This is a genomic window from Mobilisporobacter senegalensis (assembly GCF_003752155.1).
GTDB lineage: Bacteria > Bacillota > Clostridia > Lachnospirales > Lachnospiraceae > Mobilisporobacter > Mobilisporobacter senegalensis.
Window position 1 is genome coordinate 269,860 of sequence record NZ_RJVG01000002.1, and the last position, 16,825, is coordinate 286,684.

Genomic DNA, 16,825 nt, shown 5'->3' on the forward strand with positions numbered 1-16,825 from the left:
CCATGCAAAAATGTGAATTGCTTATTGAGCATTTTTGTACGTATATGGGCTTAATAAGAAAGATACCGCTTGAGGGAAAGGCAGCCAAATGAATATATATACCTTATTCCTTAAAAAATTAAGATGGGCTTTTGACATCGAATTATATTTATATGCATAATTTTAACTAATTTGGAAAACATAATAGATAGTAAATAAAAGGGGACGGATATTTAACGCTCCCTTTTTTATTTCCTGTCTGTTATGGAGGTGAAGAATATGATAGGTATTATTATTGCGATAATATCAGGTGCATTAATGAGTGTACAGGGTGTTTTTAATACTGGAGTAACAAAAGAGACCAGTGTATGGGTATCTAGCAGTTTCGTTCAATTTACTGCGCTGATCGTCTGTCTGATTGCATGGTTTGTTACTGGAAGAGAAAGCAGCTTTTCAGAATTATTTCAGGTTGAGAATAAATATATGCTCCTGGGTGGGGCAATTGGAGCTTTTATTACATTTACAGTAATAAAAAGTGTGGATATAGTAGGACCGACAAAGGCAGCAATGGTGATCGTAGTATCTCAATTAATTATAGCATACCTTATAGAATTATTTGGAATGTTCGGTATTGAAAAAGCAGATTTTGAATATCGAAAACTTTTCGGAGTAATCATTATTATAGCAGGGTTAATCACTTTTAAATGGGACTAAAGAACTTCTAATAATTAGAAAAGCCTATTGTAAATCTTGAATTTTTTATGTAGAATATAATTGGTACTTAAAAATCACATAAGAAAAGGAAGATCATATGAGCAATAAAAAACTTGTAATAGGAATTATTACTGTGTTTTTTATTGGGGTAACAGGTTTCTTTTATAGTTTGGGTGCAGTAAAAGAGACGAAAGAAGATGTGATTCTTACAAAAGGTGCCTTAGAGAGAAAAGATACTATAACTAATGATTCAAAAGAGTACAGTAGAAAAGAGGTTCAATCGGAAGAGGAAAGCTCTGGTAAGTTGCCTGATTCTAAAGATGTGAACAAAGAAGATCCAGTAAGTACAGGAACGGATGCAACAGAACAGAAAGTATTCATTTATGTTCATGTATGCGGAGAAGTAAAAAAACCGGATGTATATTCTCTGGAAGAAGGCACCAGGGTAATTGATGCGGTGCAAAAGGCTGGAGGATTTACGAAAACAGCCGCAAAAGAATATATAAATCAAGCCAGAATAGTTGTGGATGGAGAACAATTATATATTCCATCCATAGATGAAGTTCAGGATATGAATTTACTTGATGAAAGAGAGATCGCTAATGGTCAGGAAAGTTCTTCAAAATCAACATTGGTAAATATCAATACTGCTTCCATGGAAGGATTAATGACTTTACCAGGAATTGGAGAGTCTAAAGCAAAAAGTATTATTACATATCGTGAAGAAAATGGAACTTTTAAATCAATAGAAGAATTAAAGAATATAGTAGGAATCAAAGAAGGGGTTTATCAAAAAATCTCTGATTTAATTACTGTGAATTGAGGTGGAAGAATTGAGCAAGAGAGTACTGGTAGTAGATGACGAGAAATTAATTGTTAAGGGAATACGTTTTAGTCTGGAACAGGACGGTATGGAAGTTGACTGTGCCTATGATGGAGAGGAAGCTTTAGAGGCGGCCAGACAGAGAGAGTATGATGTGGTACTTTTAGATGTCATGCTTCCAAAACTTACAGGTTTTGAAGTATGCCAGCAAATAAGAGAATTCTCAAGTATGCCGATTATCATGTTAACAGCAAAAGGTGATGACATGGATAAGATATTGGGATTAGAGTATGGTGCAGACGACTATATTACAAAACCATTCAACATCTTGGAAGTAAAAGCCAGAATCAAAGCAATTATACGTAGAAACGGCAAAAGACAAGTTGGAGAAGAAGCTTCAAAAATAGTTGAATTTGGCGATTTAAGAGTGGATTGCGAAAGCAGAAGAGTCTACATTGAGAATAAAGAAGTGAATCTGACAGCAAAAGAATTTGATCTATTAGAATTACTTATGTTTAATCCAAATAAAGTATATAGTCGTGATAGTTTATTAAATACTGTTTGGGGATATGACTATCCAGGTGATGTTCGTACGGTGGATGTTCATATTCGTAGACTTCGTGAAAAAATAGAAACTAATCCAAGTGAACCAAAATATATACATACAAAATGGGGTGTAGGATATTTTTTCCAGAATTAAAATCAAAAATAAATACTTAAGAAGTATGAAGGCTCAGCTCTTTGCAGTGTTAATTCTCTTAGGTGTAATACCTATGACGATATTTGCATGGGTTTTGATTCATACCTATTATGATGAGGCTATTAATCAAAGAATTAGTAGCCTTCAAAATCATGGTAATATTATATCAAATCTTTTAGTGACTACAGGATACATGACAGATAATACAATATCTGAGGTGAATTCTGAAATTGCACAGGTTGCTAATATTTATGAAGGAAGAATCCTTGTAGTGGATAATAATCTTAAAATCATAAAAGATTCTTATGCATTAGAAGAGGGCAAAACATTAATTTCAAAAGAAGCAATAAAAAGTTTTGAGGGAAATAAAAGCCAATATACAGATAAGGGCAAACAGTATGTAGAAATGACAATACCAGTTAATCATCCTGACTCTGGGAAGACTGTAGGAGTAATTATTATGAGCTTTTCCACAAAGAATATGGATACCATATCTGATATGTTGGAACAAAAGGCAACAATTATAATTATTACTATATCTACCATAGTTTTTCTTTTTGCTTTCTTTTATTCCAGCAAGCTGACACAACCTTTTAAGCGGGTTACAAGTTCTATTGACCGTTTATCAGAAGGCTATATGGATGAAGATGTTTCCATTAAAGGATTCTCTGAGATGGAAAGTATTTCAGAATCCTTTAATCAGATGATCTCAAGAATGAAACAATTAGAAGATTCCAGACAGGAATTTGTATCTAATGTATCTCACGAATTAAAAACTCCCATTACTTCCATGAAAGTGCTTGCAGATTCTCTGTTACAGCAAGAAGGAGTTCCGGCAGAACTTTATCAAGAGTTCCTGGTGGATATTGCAGAAGAAATCGATCGTGAGAATAAAATTATCAATGATTTATTATCATTAGTTAAGTTAGATAAGAAATCCGGTGAGATGCATATTTCAACCATTAATATTAATGAGCTGTTAGAGCAGATCATGAAACGTTTACGTCCAATCGCTGCCAAGAGAAATATTGAATTAGTATTTGAAAGTTTCAGGCCGGTCATTGCAGAAGTGGATGAAGTGAAGATATCATTAGCATTATCAAATCTGATTGAGAATGCAATTAAATATAATTTTGATGAAGGCTGGGTAAGAGTTTCTTTAAATGCTGACCACAAGTTCTTTTATGTAAAAGTATCAGATTCTGGTGTTGGTATTCCGGAGGATGCACAAAATGCTATCTTCGAACGTTTTTACAGAGTGGATAAAGCCAGGTCCAGAGAAACGGGTGGGACAGGCCTTGGTCTTTCTATCACAAGAAATGCCATCCTTATGCACAGAGGAGCAATTAAAGTTTATAGTAAAGAAAATGAAGGAACAACATTTACAGTGAGGGTACCCCTTAACTACATTGCATAGAAGATCAATAAGCATGAAAGGAAGAACTATGAAGAAACGATTCACCGAATCAAAATTAAGAATTTTTCTTTATATTGGTATGATTCTATTGTTCTGTTCTTCATTTACAGGATGTAAAAAGGAAGAACAAAAAAGTGATGAATCAGAATATAAGGTATACTACCTGGACAGTGAAGAAGCAAGGGTAGTAGGTGAGCCATATGAACCAGAGGGAAACGATACTACAGAATTACTGGAAGAGTTCTTACTGCAATTGGATTTAAATCCCAAGAATTTATCTTATAAAAAAGCAAAACCGGATAATGTGACTATTAAAGATTATAAACTAACAGATGACGGACAGTTATCACTGAATTTTGATGTGAATTATAAAAGTCTTACAGGAATTTCAGAGATTTTATGCCGGGCAGCAATTGTTAAAACTTTAGGTCAGATTGATGGCATTGAATATATTGAGTTTAATGTTAATGGGCAGCCACTTATGAATACCAATGAGAAACCAATTGGATTCATGAAAAGAGATGATTTTATTGAGAACACCGGTGGTGAAACAGATTATACCCAGGAAGTTACTATGACATTATTTTTTGCAAATAAAAAGGGGAATGCCCTGGTTGAAACAAGAGTAACTAAGATCTATGATGGAACCATTTCTATGGAGCAATTAATTATTGAGCAGCTTATTAAAGGACCAAGTGTGATTAAAGGCACCAAAGAAGGGACTTTGTATCCAACCATTCCATCCTCTGTTTCTTTAATTAAAGTATCAACGAAAGATGGAGTATGTTATGTTGATCTAAGTAAGGAATTTCTTGAGAAGATACCGGAGATTACGGATCAAGTAGCCATTTATTCTGTTGTAAATTCTTTAGTAGAGATGCCTTCCGTAAATAAGGTCAAATTCTTAATTGAGGGAGAAGAACATAAGACATATCGAGAGACTATGACTTTTAATGAATTTTTTGAACGTAATTTAGATATTGTAAAAGAATAATACAGGCAATTGCAAAACTATTTTAGAGTTTTGCAATTGCCTGGTCTAAAAATAAATAAGGGGGAATGTATTTGATAAAAAGGCCCTTTGTAGTTATACTTCTTAGTTTTATTCTGGGAAGCATGCTCACGAAATTTAAGGCGCCAGTTGTATTTGGAGTGATAAGTACTGTATTAATATTGATCATATTAATATTATATATTTTAAAGTTATCCAACAGATATGTAAATTCTCTGGATCAATTTTTAATTTTACTGCCACTCTTTCTCTACTTTGGATTCGTACTAATGAGCAGGCAGCAGGTTAAGAATCCCATGGATGAACTATTTGCTGATAAAATTATGGGAAATATCACTGGCACTGTTTCTATGATTGTGGATAAAGGTGAGAACACAGTCATTTATCTAAAGAATAATCAAATTAAAATTTCTAAACATTCAACGCTTTTTCTAAGCGATCAATTAATCCTATATTCAAAGAATGAAAAACAATTAAAGATAGGTAATAAAATCAGCGTAGATGGTGAAATCCATAAATTTAAGCCAGCTACCAACTATGGTCAATTTGATGAAGCCTCTTATTATAATATTGGTGGAATAGACTATAAAGTATATGAAAAACATACCCTGATCATAGATCCAAAGTATAACTGGTTAAAGCAGAGGTTATATGAGTTGAAGTTAAAACTGGTAAGGGTTTATTCCAGTATTCTTAATGATAAGAATGCAGGAATTGTATCTGCAATGCTTCTTGGAGAAAAGTCTTTACTGGAGGAAGAAATTAAAGAATTATATCAACAAAATGGAATCACTCATATCTTAGCCATTTCCGGATTTCATGTATCATTAATCGGATTGACATTCTATAAAATTCTAAATCAAATTGGATTAAACCAATTAGCGTCTACTCTGATTTCTACATTTACCATCTACTGTTATGGAGTCTTAACTAATTTTAGTGTATCCACCAATAGAGCAGTGGTCATGCTTATCGTAAGTCTTTTTGCCAATGTAATCGGGCGTACTTATGATCTTCTTTCTGCAATATCATTAAGTGCACTTCTTATTCTGATACAAAATCCTATGGAGATTTATGATGCAGGCTTTCTATTATCATTTGGAGCTGTTCTGGGGATAGGAATTATCACACCTTTATTCACAAAATTTACAGATAATATATTTGAAGATGTACTTAGGAAATATAAAGTAAATGATAATAGTAATATTGATAATAAGCATTTTTTGAAATTTCTAAAAGGTGTTACAAATAGCATCTTTCTCTGTATTAGTATTAATCTTATAACCCTTCCAATTTTAATATACTTTTTCTATGAGCTGCCGGTTTACAGCCTGATTGTTAATTTATTAATTATTCCACCTATGTCTGTTTTAACATATCTTATGATAATTGGAGGAATGGCTGGCTGCTTTCACCACCATCTTGGGACTTTCTTTATAGGAGGAGCCCATTATATTCTTGAAGCATATCAAACTATGTGCGAGTTTTTTCAGAGTATGCCAGGGCACATGCTTATAGTGGGAAAGCCGGCTTTCATTCAGATCATAATATATTATGGTATCCTGATCACCTTTGTTTTTGTAATGAAGAGATATGAGAAAAAACGTTGTTTTCTTATTCTGATTTTACTTTTTATAATATTTATCCATAAAAATGAAAAAGGCCTTACCATAACCTTTCTAGATGTATCTCAGGGGGATGGTATCTTTATCCACTCGGATAGTGGAACGACCTATCTTATTGATGGAGGAAGCAGTGACGTATCAAAGGTTGGAGAGTATCGCCTGGAACCATTTCTTAAGGCCAGTGGAATCAGTACAATAGATTATGCTCTTGTGACTCATGCAGATTCTGATCATATCAGTGGATTAAAGGAGCTGTTAGGTGGAAGGAATGAAATAAAAGTGAAATACTTAGTATTACCTGATACTTCCTTTAAAGATGAAGCCTATGAAGAATTGGTTTCTTTAGCCAAGAGTAATAAGACAAAAGTACTTTACATAGAGAAGGGGGATATCATTCAAGATGGCGATCTATCTATGACCTGCCTCCATCCAACCCCTGATTATAAAACCACATCCAGAAATGGATATTCTACAGTGTTGAGCCTGGAATATAAAGATTTTAAAGCATTATTTGTAGGGGATATTGAAAAAGATGGAGAAAAAATGATTCTGGAGGAAAAGAATCCGAAAGGTGAGAAACTATTATTAGATTATGATCTGCTAAAGGTTGCACATCATGGTTCCAAATATTCCAGCCATGTAGAATTTCTTAAATCTGCATTGCCGGAAATATCAATTATATCGTGTGGCAGGAATAACCGATACGGGCATCCACACCCGGAGCTGCTAAAGAGGCTTGAAGAGGCAGGAAGTCGGATCATGGGAACTTATGAGAAGGGGGCAATCACCCTGTGGACGGATGGTGAAAAGTTCATAATAAAAAGCTTTCTGGATCAATGAGGTGCTGTTCCCATCACCGATCTTTAGAAGAATTGACTTGACAAAAGTATTCATTAATTTTACAATGAGTATATACTCACTCAAAAAAGGAGGAGATTTATGCCACGAACAAAAGAACAATTTGAAGAAATGCGCAGAGTCACCAGAGATAAAATTCAATCAGCGGCGATGAAGTTGTTTGTTCAAAAGGGATTTGGTTCTACAAATGTTCAGGAGATTGCTGATTTAGCCGGAATTAGCATTGGACTTTTATATCGTCAATACAGGACTAAAGAAGAATTATTTAGTGATTTAGTTGAATATTCACTTATAGGTATTAAAAATATTACTGATTTATTCAATCAGAATAATTCGCCTAAGGAATTAATTAATCAATTTGTTTGGGAAGTTTATAACGACATGATAAATGGTGAAGAATTAGCTAATCTATTAATTCTTATGACCCAATCATTTTTGTCGGGGGCAGCTAATCTTAAACAAAATGAAATTATAGAGGTAGATGTCAAGATGCTTCAAGCTACTGCAAAGCTAATTGAAAGAGGACAGGAACTCGGTGAACTTCGTCCAGGAAATCCCTATGAATTAGCGGAGTTTTTCTATTCAGCATTACAAGGATTAGCAATGATGAAGGTCACATTAAAAGATAGTTTTATTATGCCATCTCCATCTGTTATAACTGCTTTTTTATTTAAGGAAGGAGAATAATTTATGATATATGAAGATTATAAGTTTGCTGTAATTCGAGCAGATAAATTGGATTTAGATGTTAGGCTGCAAATGTCTGAAATATTTGCTGAGGGATTTACTCAATGGCTTGTGTTTTTTTCAAAGGATAAAAATATAATAGCTAAAGCATTTGCCCATATGTTTGTTTTGGATCAATTTTATGTAGCAGTTACTGACAATAAAATAGCCGGAATGGTTGCTTGTACAGACTGTAGAACACTGTCAGTCAGGCTGAATAAAAAAGAACTGAGAAAGTACTTAGGCTTTTTCAAGGGCAGCATTGCAGCAATTGCTTTAAAAAAAGAATTTGAAAGAACTTTTAAAAATCCTCCTCCAGAAACAGGATCTATCGAGTTTGTTGGAACGGCTGTTGAATTCAGAGGTAAGCGTGTGGCAACACAGATTATTAACTATATCATCAGTAATACACCCTATCGAGAGTATTTAATTGAAGAGGTTGCTGACTCTAATATATCAGCTATGAATCTATATAAAAAGTTGGGCTTTAAGGAATATAAACGGATACCTGTTCCGCAAAAGAGGGTCAAGAAAATTGGGATAAATAATTTCATAGCTTTAAAATATATAAAATAAAAATATAAATAGATTAAAACGATAATATTTTGTAGAAATGAGTAACAGAAAAAGTTGTAGTACCTGGTTTATTACCAGGTGCTATTTCTTTTTATATCCAGAATAGTGATTGTTACATTGCAGATATATCATTCTAATAGCATTAATTTGTTGCATAAAATATAAAATGAGTGTACTCCATGAATCTGATCCTTACTTACCTGGTCAAAGTAATCCAAAGAATCTCTGGCTGCTTTTCGAACAATTTCTATATTATTATTTTCTAATTCCTTTATCAAACCCCGAATTCCATCGAGTAGATATATAGTTTTCTTTAGTGATCGAATAAAAAGAATTTGCCTTAAATGAGATACATTAAATTTCCTATATCCATTATTTGTGTCTCTGCAAGGAGAAATTAGCCTTATTCTTTCCCAGTGACGTATAGCTGTTGTGGGGACTTTAGCTATAGATGATACCTCACCGATTGTCAACCACTTTTTGTTACCCATTAATTTTGTAGCACTAAGTGCATTCGTTTCTAATAATTCAATCGTTTGTTCTGTAATCAGTCTCTCTTGGTACAGATTACTTTGTGCTTTATTCATAATTAAAATGGCAGACATTATATTTTTTAACTGAATATTTATCATGATTTCTTTTACCAAATCCATACCAAATCCAGGTAACATTGCTCTAATGCATTCAAAATACCCAATATGTTCTTCGGTGTATTCTCTGTATCCATTCATAGAGCGAGGTACAGGCGGAATAATACCCCATGCTTCGTAATGTCTTAGGGTACTGGTACTAATATTTAATTTTTTGGCAATATCAATAGGTTTATGCATTTTAACACATCCAGGCAGATTGAAGTATATGATAAGGTTGCTAATCTATTATAACGTAATATTCTAATGAAATAAATAGTAACTTTATCATTTGCACAAATGTTGTAGAATAAGGTTGTAATAAATAATATTTAAATTAACGGAGGATTGATTATGAACAAAATAATACCTATATTGCCCTGCCCATCGATTAAAGAGCAAGTTATATTTTTTGAAAATTTAGGATTTACTACAATGGAAGTATTTGCCTCTCCAAATCCATATGCTGTGCTGCAGTATGGTACCTTTGAAATACATTTTTATGGTAGTAAAAAAACAGAACCTTCAGAAAATCCCAATATGTGCTTTATGAGAGTTGAAGATGTAGATAGAACATATGAGGAGTTTATTACTAACTATAAGAAAAACATTGGAAAAATACCACGAAACGGAATCCCAAGAATTTCAAAACCAAGAGATCTTCAAAGTGATAGAAGATTTACCTTAACAGATGCAGGAGGTAATACATTCTTTATAGGGACACCTATCAAAGAAAATTTCTATAGAACTATTGATAATGAAGAATACGCTGAAAACTTTAAAATATTGTATGATTTAACTTATTCAAAAGAAGATTGTAATATAGCTTTTAATATGTTAATGAAATTCTTTCCTACAGACATAACCACAATTAAGGCCGATGAATTAGATATAGCCAAAATATTGTTAGTTGCATTAGATATTAACTTACAAAAAAATAAAATAATTGATGAAAGAATTAGTGGAAGGCTTAATGAGATACTTCATACTTGTGACAAACAAAATTCTTATTGGGAGAAAATATTAGAAAAATATAATGAAATTATTAATGATGAATAAGTCCGTTATAAAATTTCCGAAGATACCTTGATAATTTTAATATTTCCTAGTAGAATAGATGGGTAAACGATTTGTATTTTTAATATAGTTTTATTAGGTATTACCTAGGGAGTGTTTATGAGAACAATTAAAGAACATATTAAACTAAATACCTATAAACCTGTATATCTTTTATATGGTGAAGAAAGTTACTTAAAGAACTTATATAAGAATAAGTTAAAAGAAGGAATACTTCTTGGAAGTGATGAGATGAATTATTCTCATTTCGAAGGCAAGGGTATTGAGATAAATAAAGTAATAGAAATTGCAGAAACTCTCCCTTTCTTTAGCGATAGAAGATTGATCATGATAGAAAACAGCGGACTTTTCAAAGCTCAAAATGATTTGGCAGATTATATAAAAAGGATTCCGGAAGGAACCCATATCGTGTTTGTTGAATCAGAGGTTGATAAGAGAAATCGTTTATTTAAAGCAGTGAAAGATATTGGAGTTATCTCTGAGATGAATGGTTTAGATGAGAATAATCTCAAACTTTGGATCACATCTATTCTGGATAAGGATAATAAGAAAATTACAGGTAATACACTGATGTATTTCTTAAATAAATCCGGAACTGATATGGAGAATATTAGCCAGGAACTTGAAAAATTAATTTGCTATACTATGGAGAGGGAAGTAATAACGTCAGAAGACATTGATGAAATCTGTACAACTCAAATATCCAATAAGATATTCCAAATGATTGATGCAATCGCAAGTAAAAAGCAGAGTAATGCTTTAAGTTTATATTATGATTTACTCTCTTTAAGGGAAAAACCAATGTCTATTCTATTTTTGATAACAAGACATTTTAATATGTTATATCAGGTAAAAGAATTAGAAACAGTCAGAGTAAATAATACAGTTATTAGCCAAAGAACCGGGCTGCCGCCATTTGCAGTAAGTAAATATATCACTCAATCTAAGAATTTTTCTCCAATTATTTTAAAAGAAGCATTAAATTCCTGTGCAGATATTGAAGAACAGGTAAAAACAGGCCGGTTAATTGACACTATGGGTGTGGAGCTTCTAATCGTAAAATATAGTTCATAATGATATCTTCACTTATCCTGCTTAGTTTCGCAGGATAAGTGTTGAATAAATATGGAGATGTATCGAAGTGGCCATAACGAGAACGACTCGAAATCGTTTTGTCGGGTAACCGGCACGTGGGTTCGAATCCCACCGTCTCCGTCAAAAAAGACATATTTTCCGCCAAGGGGAAGATATGTCTTTCTTAATTTCAGAAAACATGGTATTATAGCCTCAAAACCGCTTAATACCTGGCGAAAGGCAACCTGCTGATTATTTATATAATGAGGATAATATGCAATGTAAGGAGAGATCGAAAGTAGCTGTGGAAAAAAGATTATCAAGGAAAAGCAAAAAAACAATAAGCATTGTAAGCATTGTAATTAGTGCTGTTGTATGTGTCTCCATTATAGGAAGTTCTTTTTTTTATGATTACGTATGTCGTACCAGAAAGAATATAGATTTCCAAGAAATAATTAATCATGAGGTGAAATCCTCGACTTTGTATATTGTTAGTGAAACTGCAACAATATCAGGAAACGACGAATCATTTAGCTATGGCGCTGGATTTGGTGGCGTGGTTTTTTCTGAGGCCGATGGAGTATATTATGCCCTTACGGCTCTGCACGCCGTAGACAACAATCCAACACACTTATATGTTCTCTCTTATGATGATTTAACATATAATGAACGCATTGCACAGCAAGAACAACATATAGGGTTAAGAGACTATTATAAGACTTTACCTATAGCAGAAGTGGTTTATTCTGATGAGGAGTATGATCTTGCTATCCTTAAATTTAGTTGCAGTGATTCTTTTGGAATATTAAATATTGCCTCAAACACCCCGGCTTTTAAAGATCAAGTTGCGATTATTAGCAGTCCATTGAATGAAGGGAGAAATGAAATCACTTATGGTACGATTATTTCAAAAAAACCAGTCAAATTTGGCGATGCAAACGGAGAGAATCAGCGATTAGTAATCAAAACATCCGCCTATGATAATTTCGGTAGTAGTGGAAGTGTTTTATTAAATAAACAATCAGAAATAGCGGGGATTGTTTTAGGCGGTGGCCGTGATATCTTTGATAATTTCAGATATTCTTTGGTAATGCCCGCAAATGAGATAAATGATTTCATAACAACATGGTATTCAAGTAAAAAGCAATAGCTGTCTATGATGGATTAACTACAAAAATCTTTTTCCACTATTACTCCAAAGAAAACAGACAAATTTTGATATCAAATTTGTCTGTTTTTTTGTTCCTCTAAGTGTTAAAATAAAGATAAATTATTACACACATGCTTAAAGCAGAAATTGGGACTGAGATTATTTATATATTATTCAAATCAAGGTGGTGGATAAAATAAGAAAATTATATATTGACAATCTACGTTGGACAGTCGTATTGTTGCTTTTCCCCTATCATATATTTATGATTTATAATAATTTTGAGAGTTTTTATATTCATGGGGCTGAAATAGATGGGTTAAGCAGAATACTTCATGCGCTATGGCCTTGGATGATGCCAGTTTTGTTCACTATCGCGGGTATGAGCTCAGCCTATGCACTGCAGAAGCGTTCAGGCGGCACATATTTGAAAGAGCGCGTCCTAAAACTGCTCATCCCGCTGCTATTTGGAATGCTGCTGATTATCCCCGTCCAAACCTACTTGGCAGAGATATTTCATTATGGATCAGCAAATTATTGGAATTATTTTGCGAAGGTAACCGATTTAACTGGGTATGCCGGGGGCTTTACACCGGGACACCTTTGGTTTATTCTGTATTTGTTCGTTATTTCGCTGCTGGCGCTACCTTTCATGTTGTATCATCAAAAACACAGGAAACGGTTTGATATACAAAACGTCTCTTTGCCGCTGCTGTTGGCGCTGTTTGTTGTCCCATTGCTGATGCAGCTTGTTTTGGACATCAGTGGGAAAAGTGTCGGAGAGTATTTCACGTTTTTCATGCTGGGCTATTTCGTGTTGTCCCAGGAGAGCGTGCTCGATAAAATGGAACGATGCCGTTTGCCTCTTATGGCAATTTTTATTGCAGGCTTTATCCTGATATTGGCGACAGGGACAGGCATTTACGAAATAAACAGCTATTTATTTGACATAATCGCCGGATTTTACGCATGGATCGCTATTCTTGCTTTTATAGGAATGGCAAGGCGTCATCTAAATTTTCAGACCAAGCTGACCGGATATCTATCAAAATCGTCTTTCGGTGTCTATCTTTTTCATCAATCATGGATCGTTGTTATCGCTTTCTTCGTGTTTCGCATCACGCAAAACGTTGGCTTACAGATCGCTTTGATTTTGCTGTTCAGCGTTCCCATAACGTTCCTCACATACAATATTTGCAAGAGTATCGGTATTACGCGATGGATATTTGGAATTAAATAAAGGCTCTAATTTAGAATGTCGTTTAAAAGAAGTTGAGTTACCACTATGAGCATAACAAAGAATTCTGAAATACCATTGGTTTATGTCTTAGATAATAAGGGAGATAACTATGAAAATACGAGTGATTGGAGCCTCGGGTGTCGGCAAAAGCACACTTTGCAAATATATTAGCGAAGTGGCTGATATATATTGGATTGATACTGACAGATATTTATGGAAGGATGCTGATTTCACCGAGAATTATCCGATTGAGGAGCGATTAAAGATGTATCAGAACGATATCTGTTCGCTTGCCTGTCATAGGTGCCTTTTAAAAGAGGCAAAATGCAAAACTCTGGAACTGGACGCAAACCAGCCGGTGGATGTATTATGCCAGCTTGTTTTAAAGGAATTTCATTGAAATCTGACAAATCTTAATTGACCAGGAGGCTTTACTCCATATGTAATCATCTGAGATGAGAATCTGTAAAAAATGCAGGCACTATCTGTTAAGAGAAGCAAGTACAATTTTAAGTTAAAGTAAACGTGCTCCAAAGTTAAAGATACAGGTTTTTATACTGTATCCTTATCAAAAATATTATTATTATCACTATTAAGAGTTTTTTTGTTATCCTTAATACTTTTTTGAGTAAGATAGGTAGCTAATGTATCGCCAAGTTGAGTAAAGCCCGCAGCCATTAATGCAATATCATCATCATCGGGGATACATTTAATGATAGTGCAGGCAATCGCTGTGATATATGAAATTAATTCGCAATCATTCATCTTTTCGCCTCCCAGTATAATATATGTATTGCTTTATTGTTTGTGAATATACAAAAGTTTGATTTTTTATACGCAATGAATTATATCTATTTTGGAGTAGAGATACCTAATGTTTTATGAAAAGAAAATGATTGCAGAAATGTGATTTTATAAGTTAAAATGGAAATATTATATAATAGGAGGTAAATATGGGAAAAGCAAAAATTATTTGTGTTACAAGTATCTTTCCAGCCTCTGTATCTGATATTTGGAAGAAAATACAGCGTTTGGATACGCTTCAATATATAGCTGCGCCGTTTGTAACGTTTGAATCCCTTGATAACGAGCACATATTGTGGCAGGAAGGTGCAAGTTCACAGTTCCAATTAAAACTATTTGGTATATTCCCTTTTGGAATCCATACAATTAATGTTCTGGAGTTCAATAGAGATAGCTTATCAATATACACAAATGAGCAAAACAATAGCGTACCAACATGGAATCATCGGATCAGTTTGAAAGAATTGGGTGTAAATAGTACACAATACAGCGATCAAGTCGAAATCTATGCTGGATGGAAAACGATTTTTGTATATTGGTGGAGTTATTTATTTTACAGACATAGACAGAAAAAATGGCTGAATCTATTGGGTGGTGCCACGAAATCGAAATGAGAAAAATTCAAATGAAAGGAGATTGACCTATGAAACAAACAATACCAATTTGTATGCCTGATTTATCATTACGACCATTTTGGCTTTCGGTAGAGAGAATCATTTCATTTCCACCCAATGTACTGTATCGTGCCTGGACTAAACAGTTTGATCTCTGGTTTGCAGAACCGGGTTCTGTTCTGATGAAAGGAGAAGTCAACACTGTTTTTTACTTTGAAACAGCCTTTGAAGGGAGCCGTCATCCCCACTATGGCCGTTTTCTTCGACTTGTACCTGACCAACTGGTTGTGCTTACCTGGCTAACAGGTGCTGACGGAACCAAAGGTGCTGAAACGGTTGTGACTGTGGAATTAGAAGAGGTCGAGAGTGGAACAGTATTACGATTAAATCATGCGGGGTTTCCAGATGAAGAATCGAGGGACAGGCATGAACAGGCATGGCCGCTGGTTCTTGCTCAGATGGAGGATAGGCTGATTAAATTTTCTCATAGTTAAATAGGCTGTAAATCATTAAAAATACCTGTAAAGGAGAAAATCAAATGAATAATTCAAAACAGAAAATTACTACATTCTTAATGTTTCAAGATGACAATGGGGAAGAGGCAATGAATTTTTATATTTCATTATTTGATAATTCTGAAATAATGAATGTTACCTACTATGGAGCAAATCAATCCGGTAAAGAGGGGACGGTAATGCATGCTATATTTTCATTGAATGGGCAGGAGTATATGTGTATAGACAGCAATGTGAAGCATGAATTTACATTTACCCCTGCAATGTCTTTATATGTAACATGTGATACTAAAGATGAGATTAATAAACTGTTTGAAAAGCTTTCAGAGGGCGGCAAAATCCTAATGCCCCTTGGGGAGTATCCGTTTAGTGAAAGATTTGGGTGGGTAAATGATAAGTTTGGTGTCTCATGGCAATTAACTTTTGGAAATAAATAATTGATATCAGTTCGTTTTATTTGGATTCACAAGAGATACTCATCTCATTTATTATAGAGAAGGAGAAAAGCAGCGTGGAGCTATAAAAAGATATGTCCGTGATAGTTCCATTCGCTGCTTTTTCTTTTGCTCTCGCCATACCATTCCGGAAGCTTTCAGCTATATATCTTGGTGAGAAAGTTTTTCTGGGTATATAAAGATATTGATGAAATATCTTTCGGTCTCTTCTTTGTTATAATAAAGAAATATATTTGATTAGTTAATTTACTTACTTTATAATAAAAAGACAAACAATGATTTGTCAAAAGGAGTGTTTATTATCAAAAAAGAAATTACGACGAAAGAAAATCTGATGGAAGTTTTAAATTTACTTGAAGGTTTAAAAATGAAATATTGGATCGACGGAGGCTGGGGTGTAGACATTCTACTTGGGAAACAGCACAGGGAACACAGAGATATTGATGTGGATTTTGATGGAGAATTTACAGGGATTTTATTAGAGATACTGAAAGAAAAAGGCTATGAGATTACAACCGACTGGCGTCCAGCACGTATTGAGCTGTACCATCCTGAATTGGGATATATAGATATACATCCTTTAATAATAAGTAAAGATGGAAGTGCAAAACAAGCTGGATTAAATAATGATTGGTATGACTTTAAGGCTGAATGGTTTTCCAGTGCATTGTTTGACGATAGAATTATTCCATGTATTTCTGCGGAAGCTCAAAAATTATTTCATAGTGGATATGAGCTTAGAGAAGTTGATAAAATTGATATGAAAAACCTTGATAGCCTTATTTGAGAAATGAAAGAATATTATGGGAACAGATCATAATTTGCATATGGAGAGAG

Annotated in this window: 19 protein-coding genes and 1 tRNA gene; 18 read left to right on the top strand and 2 right to left on the bottom strand. The window is 33.9% G+C overall.

All coding sequences use genetic code 11. The features are described from left to right. Positions 1-258 precede the first annotated feature (258 nt). The 8 genes from EDD66_RS03995 (at position 259) to EDD66_RS04030 (ending at position 8,430) form a co-directional block, all read left to right on the top strand. Entirely contained in the window at positions 259-693 is a 435-nt protein-coding gene (locus EDD66_RS03995; RefSeq protein ID WP_123608272.1) for a DMT family transporter, read from the top strand. A 97-nt stretch (positions 694-790) separates the two neighbouring features. Then, positions 791-1,516 (top strand): helix-hairpin-helix domain-containing protein, encoded by a 726-nt coding sequence (locus EDD66_RS04000; RefSeq protein ID WP_123608273.1) that lies wholly within the window; start codon positions 791-793, stop codon positions 1,514-1,516. 10 nt (positions 1,517-1,526) lie between these two features. After that, complete coding sequence (locus EDD66_RS04005) at positions 1,527-2,216, top strand: response regulator transcription factor (RefSeq protein WP_123608274.1); 690 nt, start codon at positions 1,527-1,529, stop codon at positions 2,214-2,216. A gap of 25 nt (positions 2,217-2,241) precedes the next feature. Continuing rightward, positions 2,242-3,633 carry a sensor histidine kinase gene (locus tag EDD66_RS04010; protein WP_123608275.1) on the top strand — a complete coding sequence of 464 codons (1,392 nt, stop codon included), beginning with the start codon at positions 2,242-2,244 and terminating at the stop codon, positions 3,631-3,633. A gap of 28 nt (positions 3,634-3,661) precedes the next feature. Continuing rightward, on the top strand, positions 3,662-4,627 hold the full coding sequence (locus EDD66_RS04015) for a GerMN domain-containing protein (protein WP_170164244.1): 966 nt from the start codon (positions 3,662-3,664) through the stop codon (positions 4,625-4,627). Between the two features lie 71 nt (positions 4,628-4,698). Beyond that, a complete protein-coding gene (locus tag EDD66_RS04020; RefSeq protein WP_170164245.1) occupies positions 4,699-7,110 on the top strand; it encodes a DNA internalization-related competence protein ComEC/Rec2 in 2,412 nt (803 codons plus the stop codon). A gap of 99 nt (positions 7,111-7,209) precedes the next feature. After that, positions 7,210-7,815 (top strand): TetR/AcrR family transcriptional regulator, encoded by a 606-nt coding sequence (locus EDD66_RS04025; protein WP_123608278.1) that lies wholly within the window; start codon positions 7,210-7,212, stop codon positions 7,813-7,815. A gap of 3 nt (positions 7,816-7,818) precedes the next feature. Beyond that, entirely contained in the window at positions 7,819-8,430 is a 612-nt protein-coding gene (locus tag EDD66_RS04030) for a GNAT family N-acetyltransferase (protein ID WP_123608279.1), read from the top strand. A 128-nt stretch (positions 8,431-8,558) separates the two neighbouring features. Here EDD66_RS04030 and EDD66_RS04035 read toward each other — a convergent pair whose 3' ends face one another. Then, positions 8,559-9,260, bottom strand: coding sequence for a MerR family transcriptional regulator (locus tag EDD66_RS04035; protein WP_123608280.1), 702 nt, complete (start codon positions 9,258-9,260; stop codon positions 8,559-8,561). A gap of 153 nt (positions 9,261-9,413) precedes the next feature. Between EDD66_RS04035 and EDD66_RS04040 the strand changes: the two genes are divergently transcribed. The 6 genes from EDD66_RS04040 to EDD66_RS04065 all read left to right on the top strand — a co-directional run bounded on the left by EDD66_RS04040 (position 9,414) and on the right by EDD66_RS04065 (position 14,000). Next, positions 9,414-10,118 (top strand): VOC family protein, encoded by a 705-nt coding sequence (locus tag EDD66_RS04040; protein ID WP_123608281.1) that lies wholly within the window; start codon positions 9,414-9,416, stop codon positions 10,116-10,118. 117 nt (positions 10,119-10,235) lie between these two features. Continuing rightward, positions 10,236-11,210, top strand: coding sequence for a DNA polymerase III subunit delta (gene holA / locus EDD66_RS04045; protein WP_123608282.1), 975 nt, complete (start codon positions 10,236-10,238; stop codon positions 11,208-11,210). Positions 11,211-11,263: 53 nt separating this feature from the next. After that, a tRNA-Ser gene (locus tag EDD66_RS04050) sits at positions 11,264-11,351 on the top strand. Positions 11,352-11,514: 163 nt separating this feature from the next. Next, positions 11,515-12,360 carry a S1 family peptidase gene (locus EDD66_RS04055; protein ID WP_170164246.1) on the top strand — a complete coding sequence of 282 codons (846 nt, stop codon included), beginning with the start codon at positions 11,515-11,517 and terminating at the stop codon, positions 12,358-12,360. Between the two features lie 187 nt (positions 12,361-12,547). After that, positions 12,548-13,600, top strand: coding sequence for an acyltransferase family protein (locus EDD66_RS04060; protein ID WP_170164247.1), 1,053 nt, complete (start codon positions 12,548-12,550; stop codon positions 13,598-13,600). 109 nt (positions 13,601-13,709) lie between these two features. Continuing rightward, positions 13,710-14,000, top strand: coding sequence for a P-loop NTPase family protein (locus tag EDD66_RS04065; protein ID WP_123608285.1), 291 nt, complete (start codon positions 13,710-13,712; stop codon positions 13,998-14,000). A 152-nt stretch (positions 14,001-14,152) separates the two neighbouring features. On the opposite strand, the gene EDD66_RS04070 is transcribed toward EDD66_RS04065, so the two are convergent. Continuing rightward, positions 14,153-14,365 (bottom strand): DUF6774 domain-containing protein, encoded by a 213-nt coding sequence (locus EDD66_RS04070; RefSeq protein ID WP_123608286.1) that lies wholly within the window; start codon positions 14,363-14,365, stop codon positions 14,153-14,155. 188 nt (positions 14,366-14,553) lie between these two features. On the opposite strand from EDD66_RS04070, the gene EDD66_RS04075 reads away from it, so the two are divergent. The 4 genes from EDD66_RS04075 (at position 14,554) to EDD66_RS04090 (ending at position 16,775) form a co-directional block, all read left to right on the top strand. Continuing rightward, entirely contained in the window at positions 14,554-15,018 is a 465-nt protein-coding gene (locus EDD66_RS04075) for a hypothetical protein (RefSeq protein ID WP_123608287.1), read from the top strand. Between the two features lie 29 nt (positions 15,019-15,047). Continuing rightward, positions 15,048-15,512, top strand: a complete 465-nt coding sequence (locus EDD66_RS04080) for an SRPBCC family protein (protein WP_123608288.1) — start codon at positions 15,048-15,050, stop codon at positions 15,510-15,512. Positions 15,513-15,556: 44 nt separating this feature from the next. Continuing rightward, positions 15,557-15,970, top strand: a complete 414-nt coding sequence (locus EDD66_RS04085; protein WP_123608289.1) for a VOC family protein — start codon at positions 15,557-15,559, stop codon at positions 15,968-15,970. 319 nt (positions 15,971-16,289) lie between these two features. After that, positions 16,290-16,775, top strand: coding sequence for a nucleotidyltransferase domain-containing protein (locus EDD66_RS04090; protein ID WP_408632100.1), 486 nt, complete (start codon positions 16,290-16,292; stop codon positions 16,773-16,775). The last annotated feature ends 50 nt before the right edge of the window (positions 16,776-16,825 follow it).

Bases quoted from the DNA above. Each gene is read 5' to 3' on its own strand.
- EDD66_RS04015 (WP_170164244.1), top strand. From the start codon at position 3,662: ATGAAGAAACGATTCACCGAATCAAAATTAAGAATTTTTCTTTATATT.
- EDD66_RS04040 (WP_123608281.1), top strand. From the start codon at position 9,414: ATGAACAAAATAATACCTATATTGCCCTGCCCATCGATTAAAGAGCAA.
- EDD66_RS04080 (WP_123608288.1), top strand. From the start codon at position 15,048: ATGAAACAAACAATACCAATTTGTATGCCTGATTTATCATTACGACCA.
- EDD66_RS04035 (WP_123608280.1), bottom strand. From the start codon at position 9,260: ATGCATAAACCTATTGATATTGCCAAAAAATTAAATATTAGTACCAGT.
- EDD66_RS04025 (WP_123608278.1), top strand. From the start codon at position 7,210: ATGCCACGAACAAAAGAACAATTTGAAGAAATGCGCAGAGTCACCAGA.
- EDD66_RS04000 (WP_123608273.1), top strand. From the start codon at position 791: ATGAGCAATAAAAAACTTGTAATAGGAATTATTACTGTGTTTTTTATT.
- EDD66_RS04075 (WP_123608287.1), top strand. From the start codon at position 14,554: ATGGGAAAAGCAAAAATTATTTGTGTTACAAGTATCTTTCCAGCCTCT.
- EDD66_RS04030 (WP_123608279.1), top strand. From the start codon at position 7,819: ATGATATATGAAGATTATAAGTTTGCTGTAATTCGAGCAGATAAATTG.
- EDD66_RS04070 (WP_123608286.1), bottom strand. From the start codon at position 14,365: ATGAATGATTGCGAATTAATTTCATATATCACAGCGATTGCCTGCACT.
- EDD66_RS03995 (WP_123608272.1), top strand. From the start codon at position 259: ATGATAGGTATTATTATTGCGATAATATCAGGTGCATTAATGAGTGTA.
- EDD66_RS04010 (WP_123608275.1), top strand. From the start codon at position 2,242: ATGAAGGCTCAGCTCTTTGCAGTGTTAATTCTCTTAGGTGTAATACCT.
- EDD66_RS04065 (WP_123608285.1), top strand. From the start codon at position 13,710: ATGAAAATACGAGTGATTGGAGCCTCGGGTGTCGGCAAAAGCACACTT.
- holA (WP_123608282.1), top strand. From the start codon at position 10,236: ATGAGAACAATTAAAGAACATATTAAACTAAATACCTATAAACCTGTA.
- EDD66_RS04085 (WP_123608289.1), top strand. From the start codon at position 15,557: ATGAATAATTCAAAACAGAAAATTACTACATTCTTAATGTTTCAAGAT.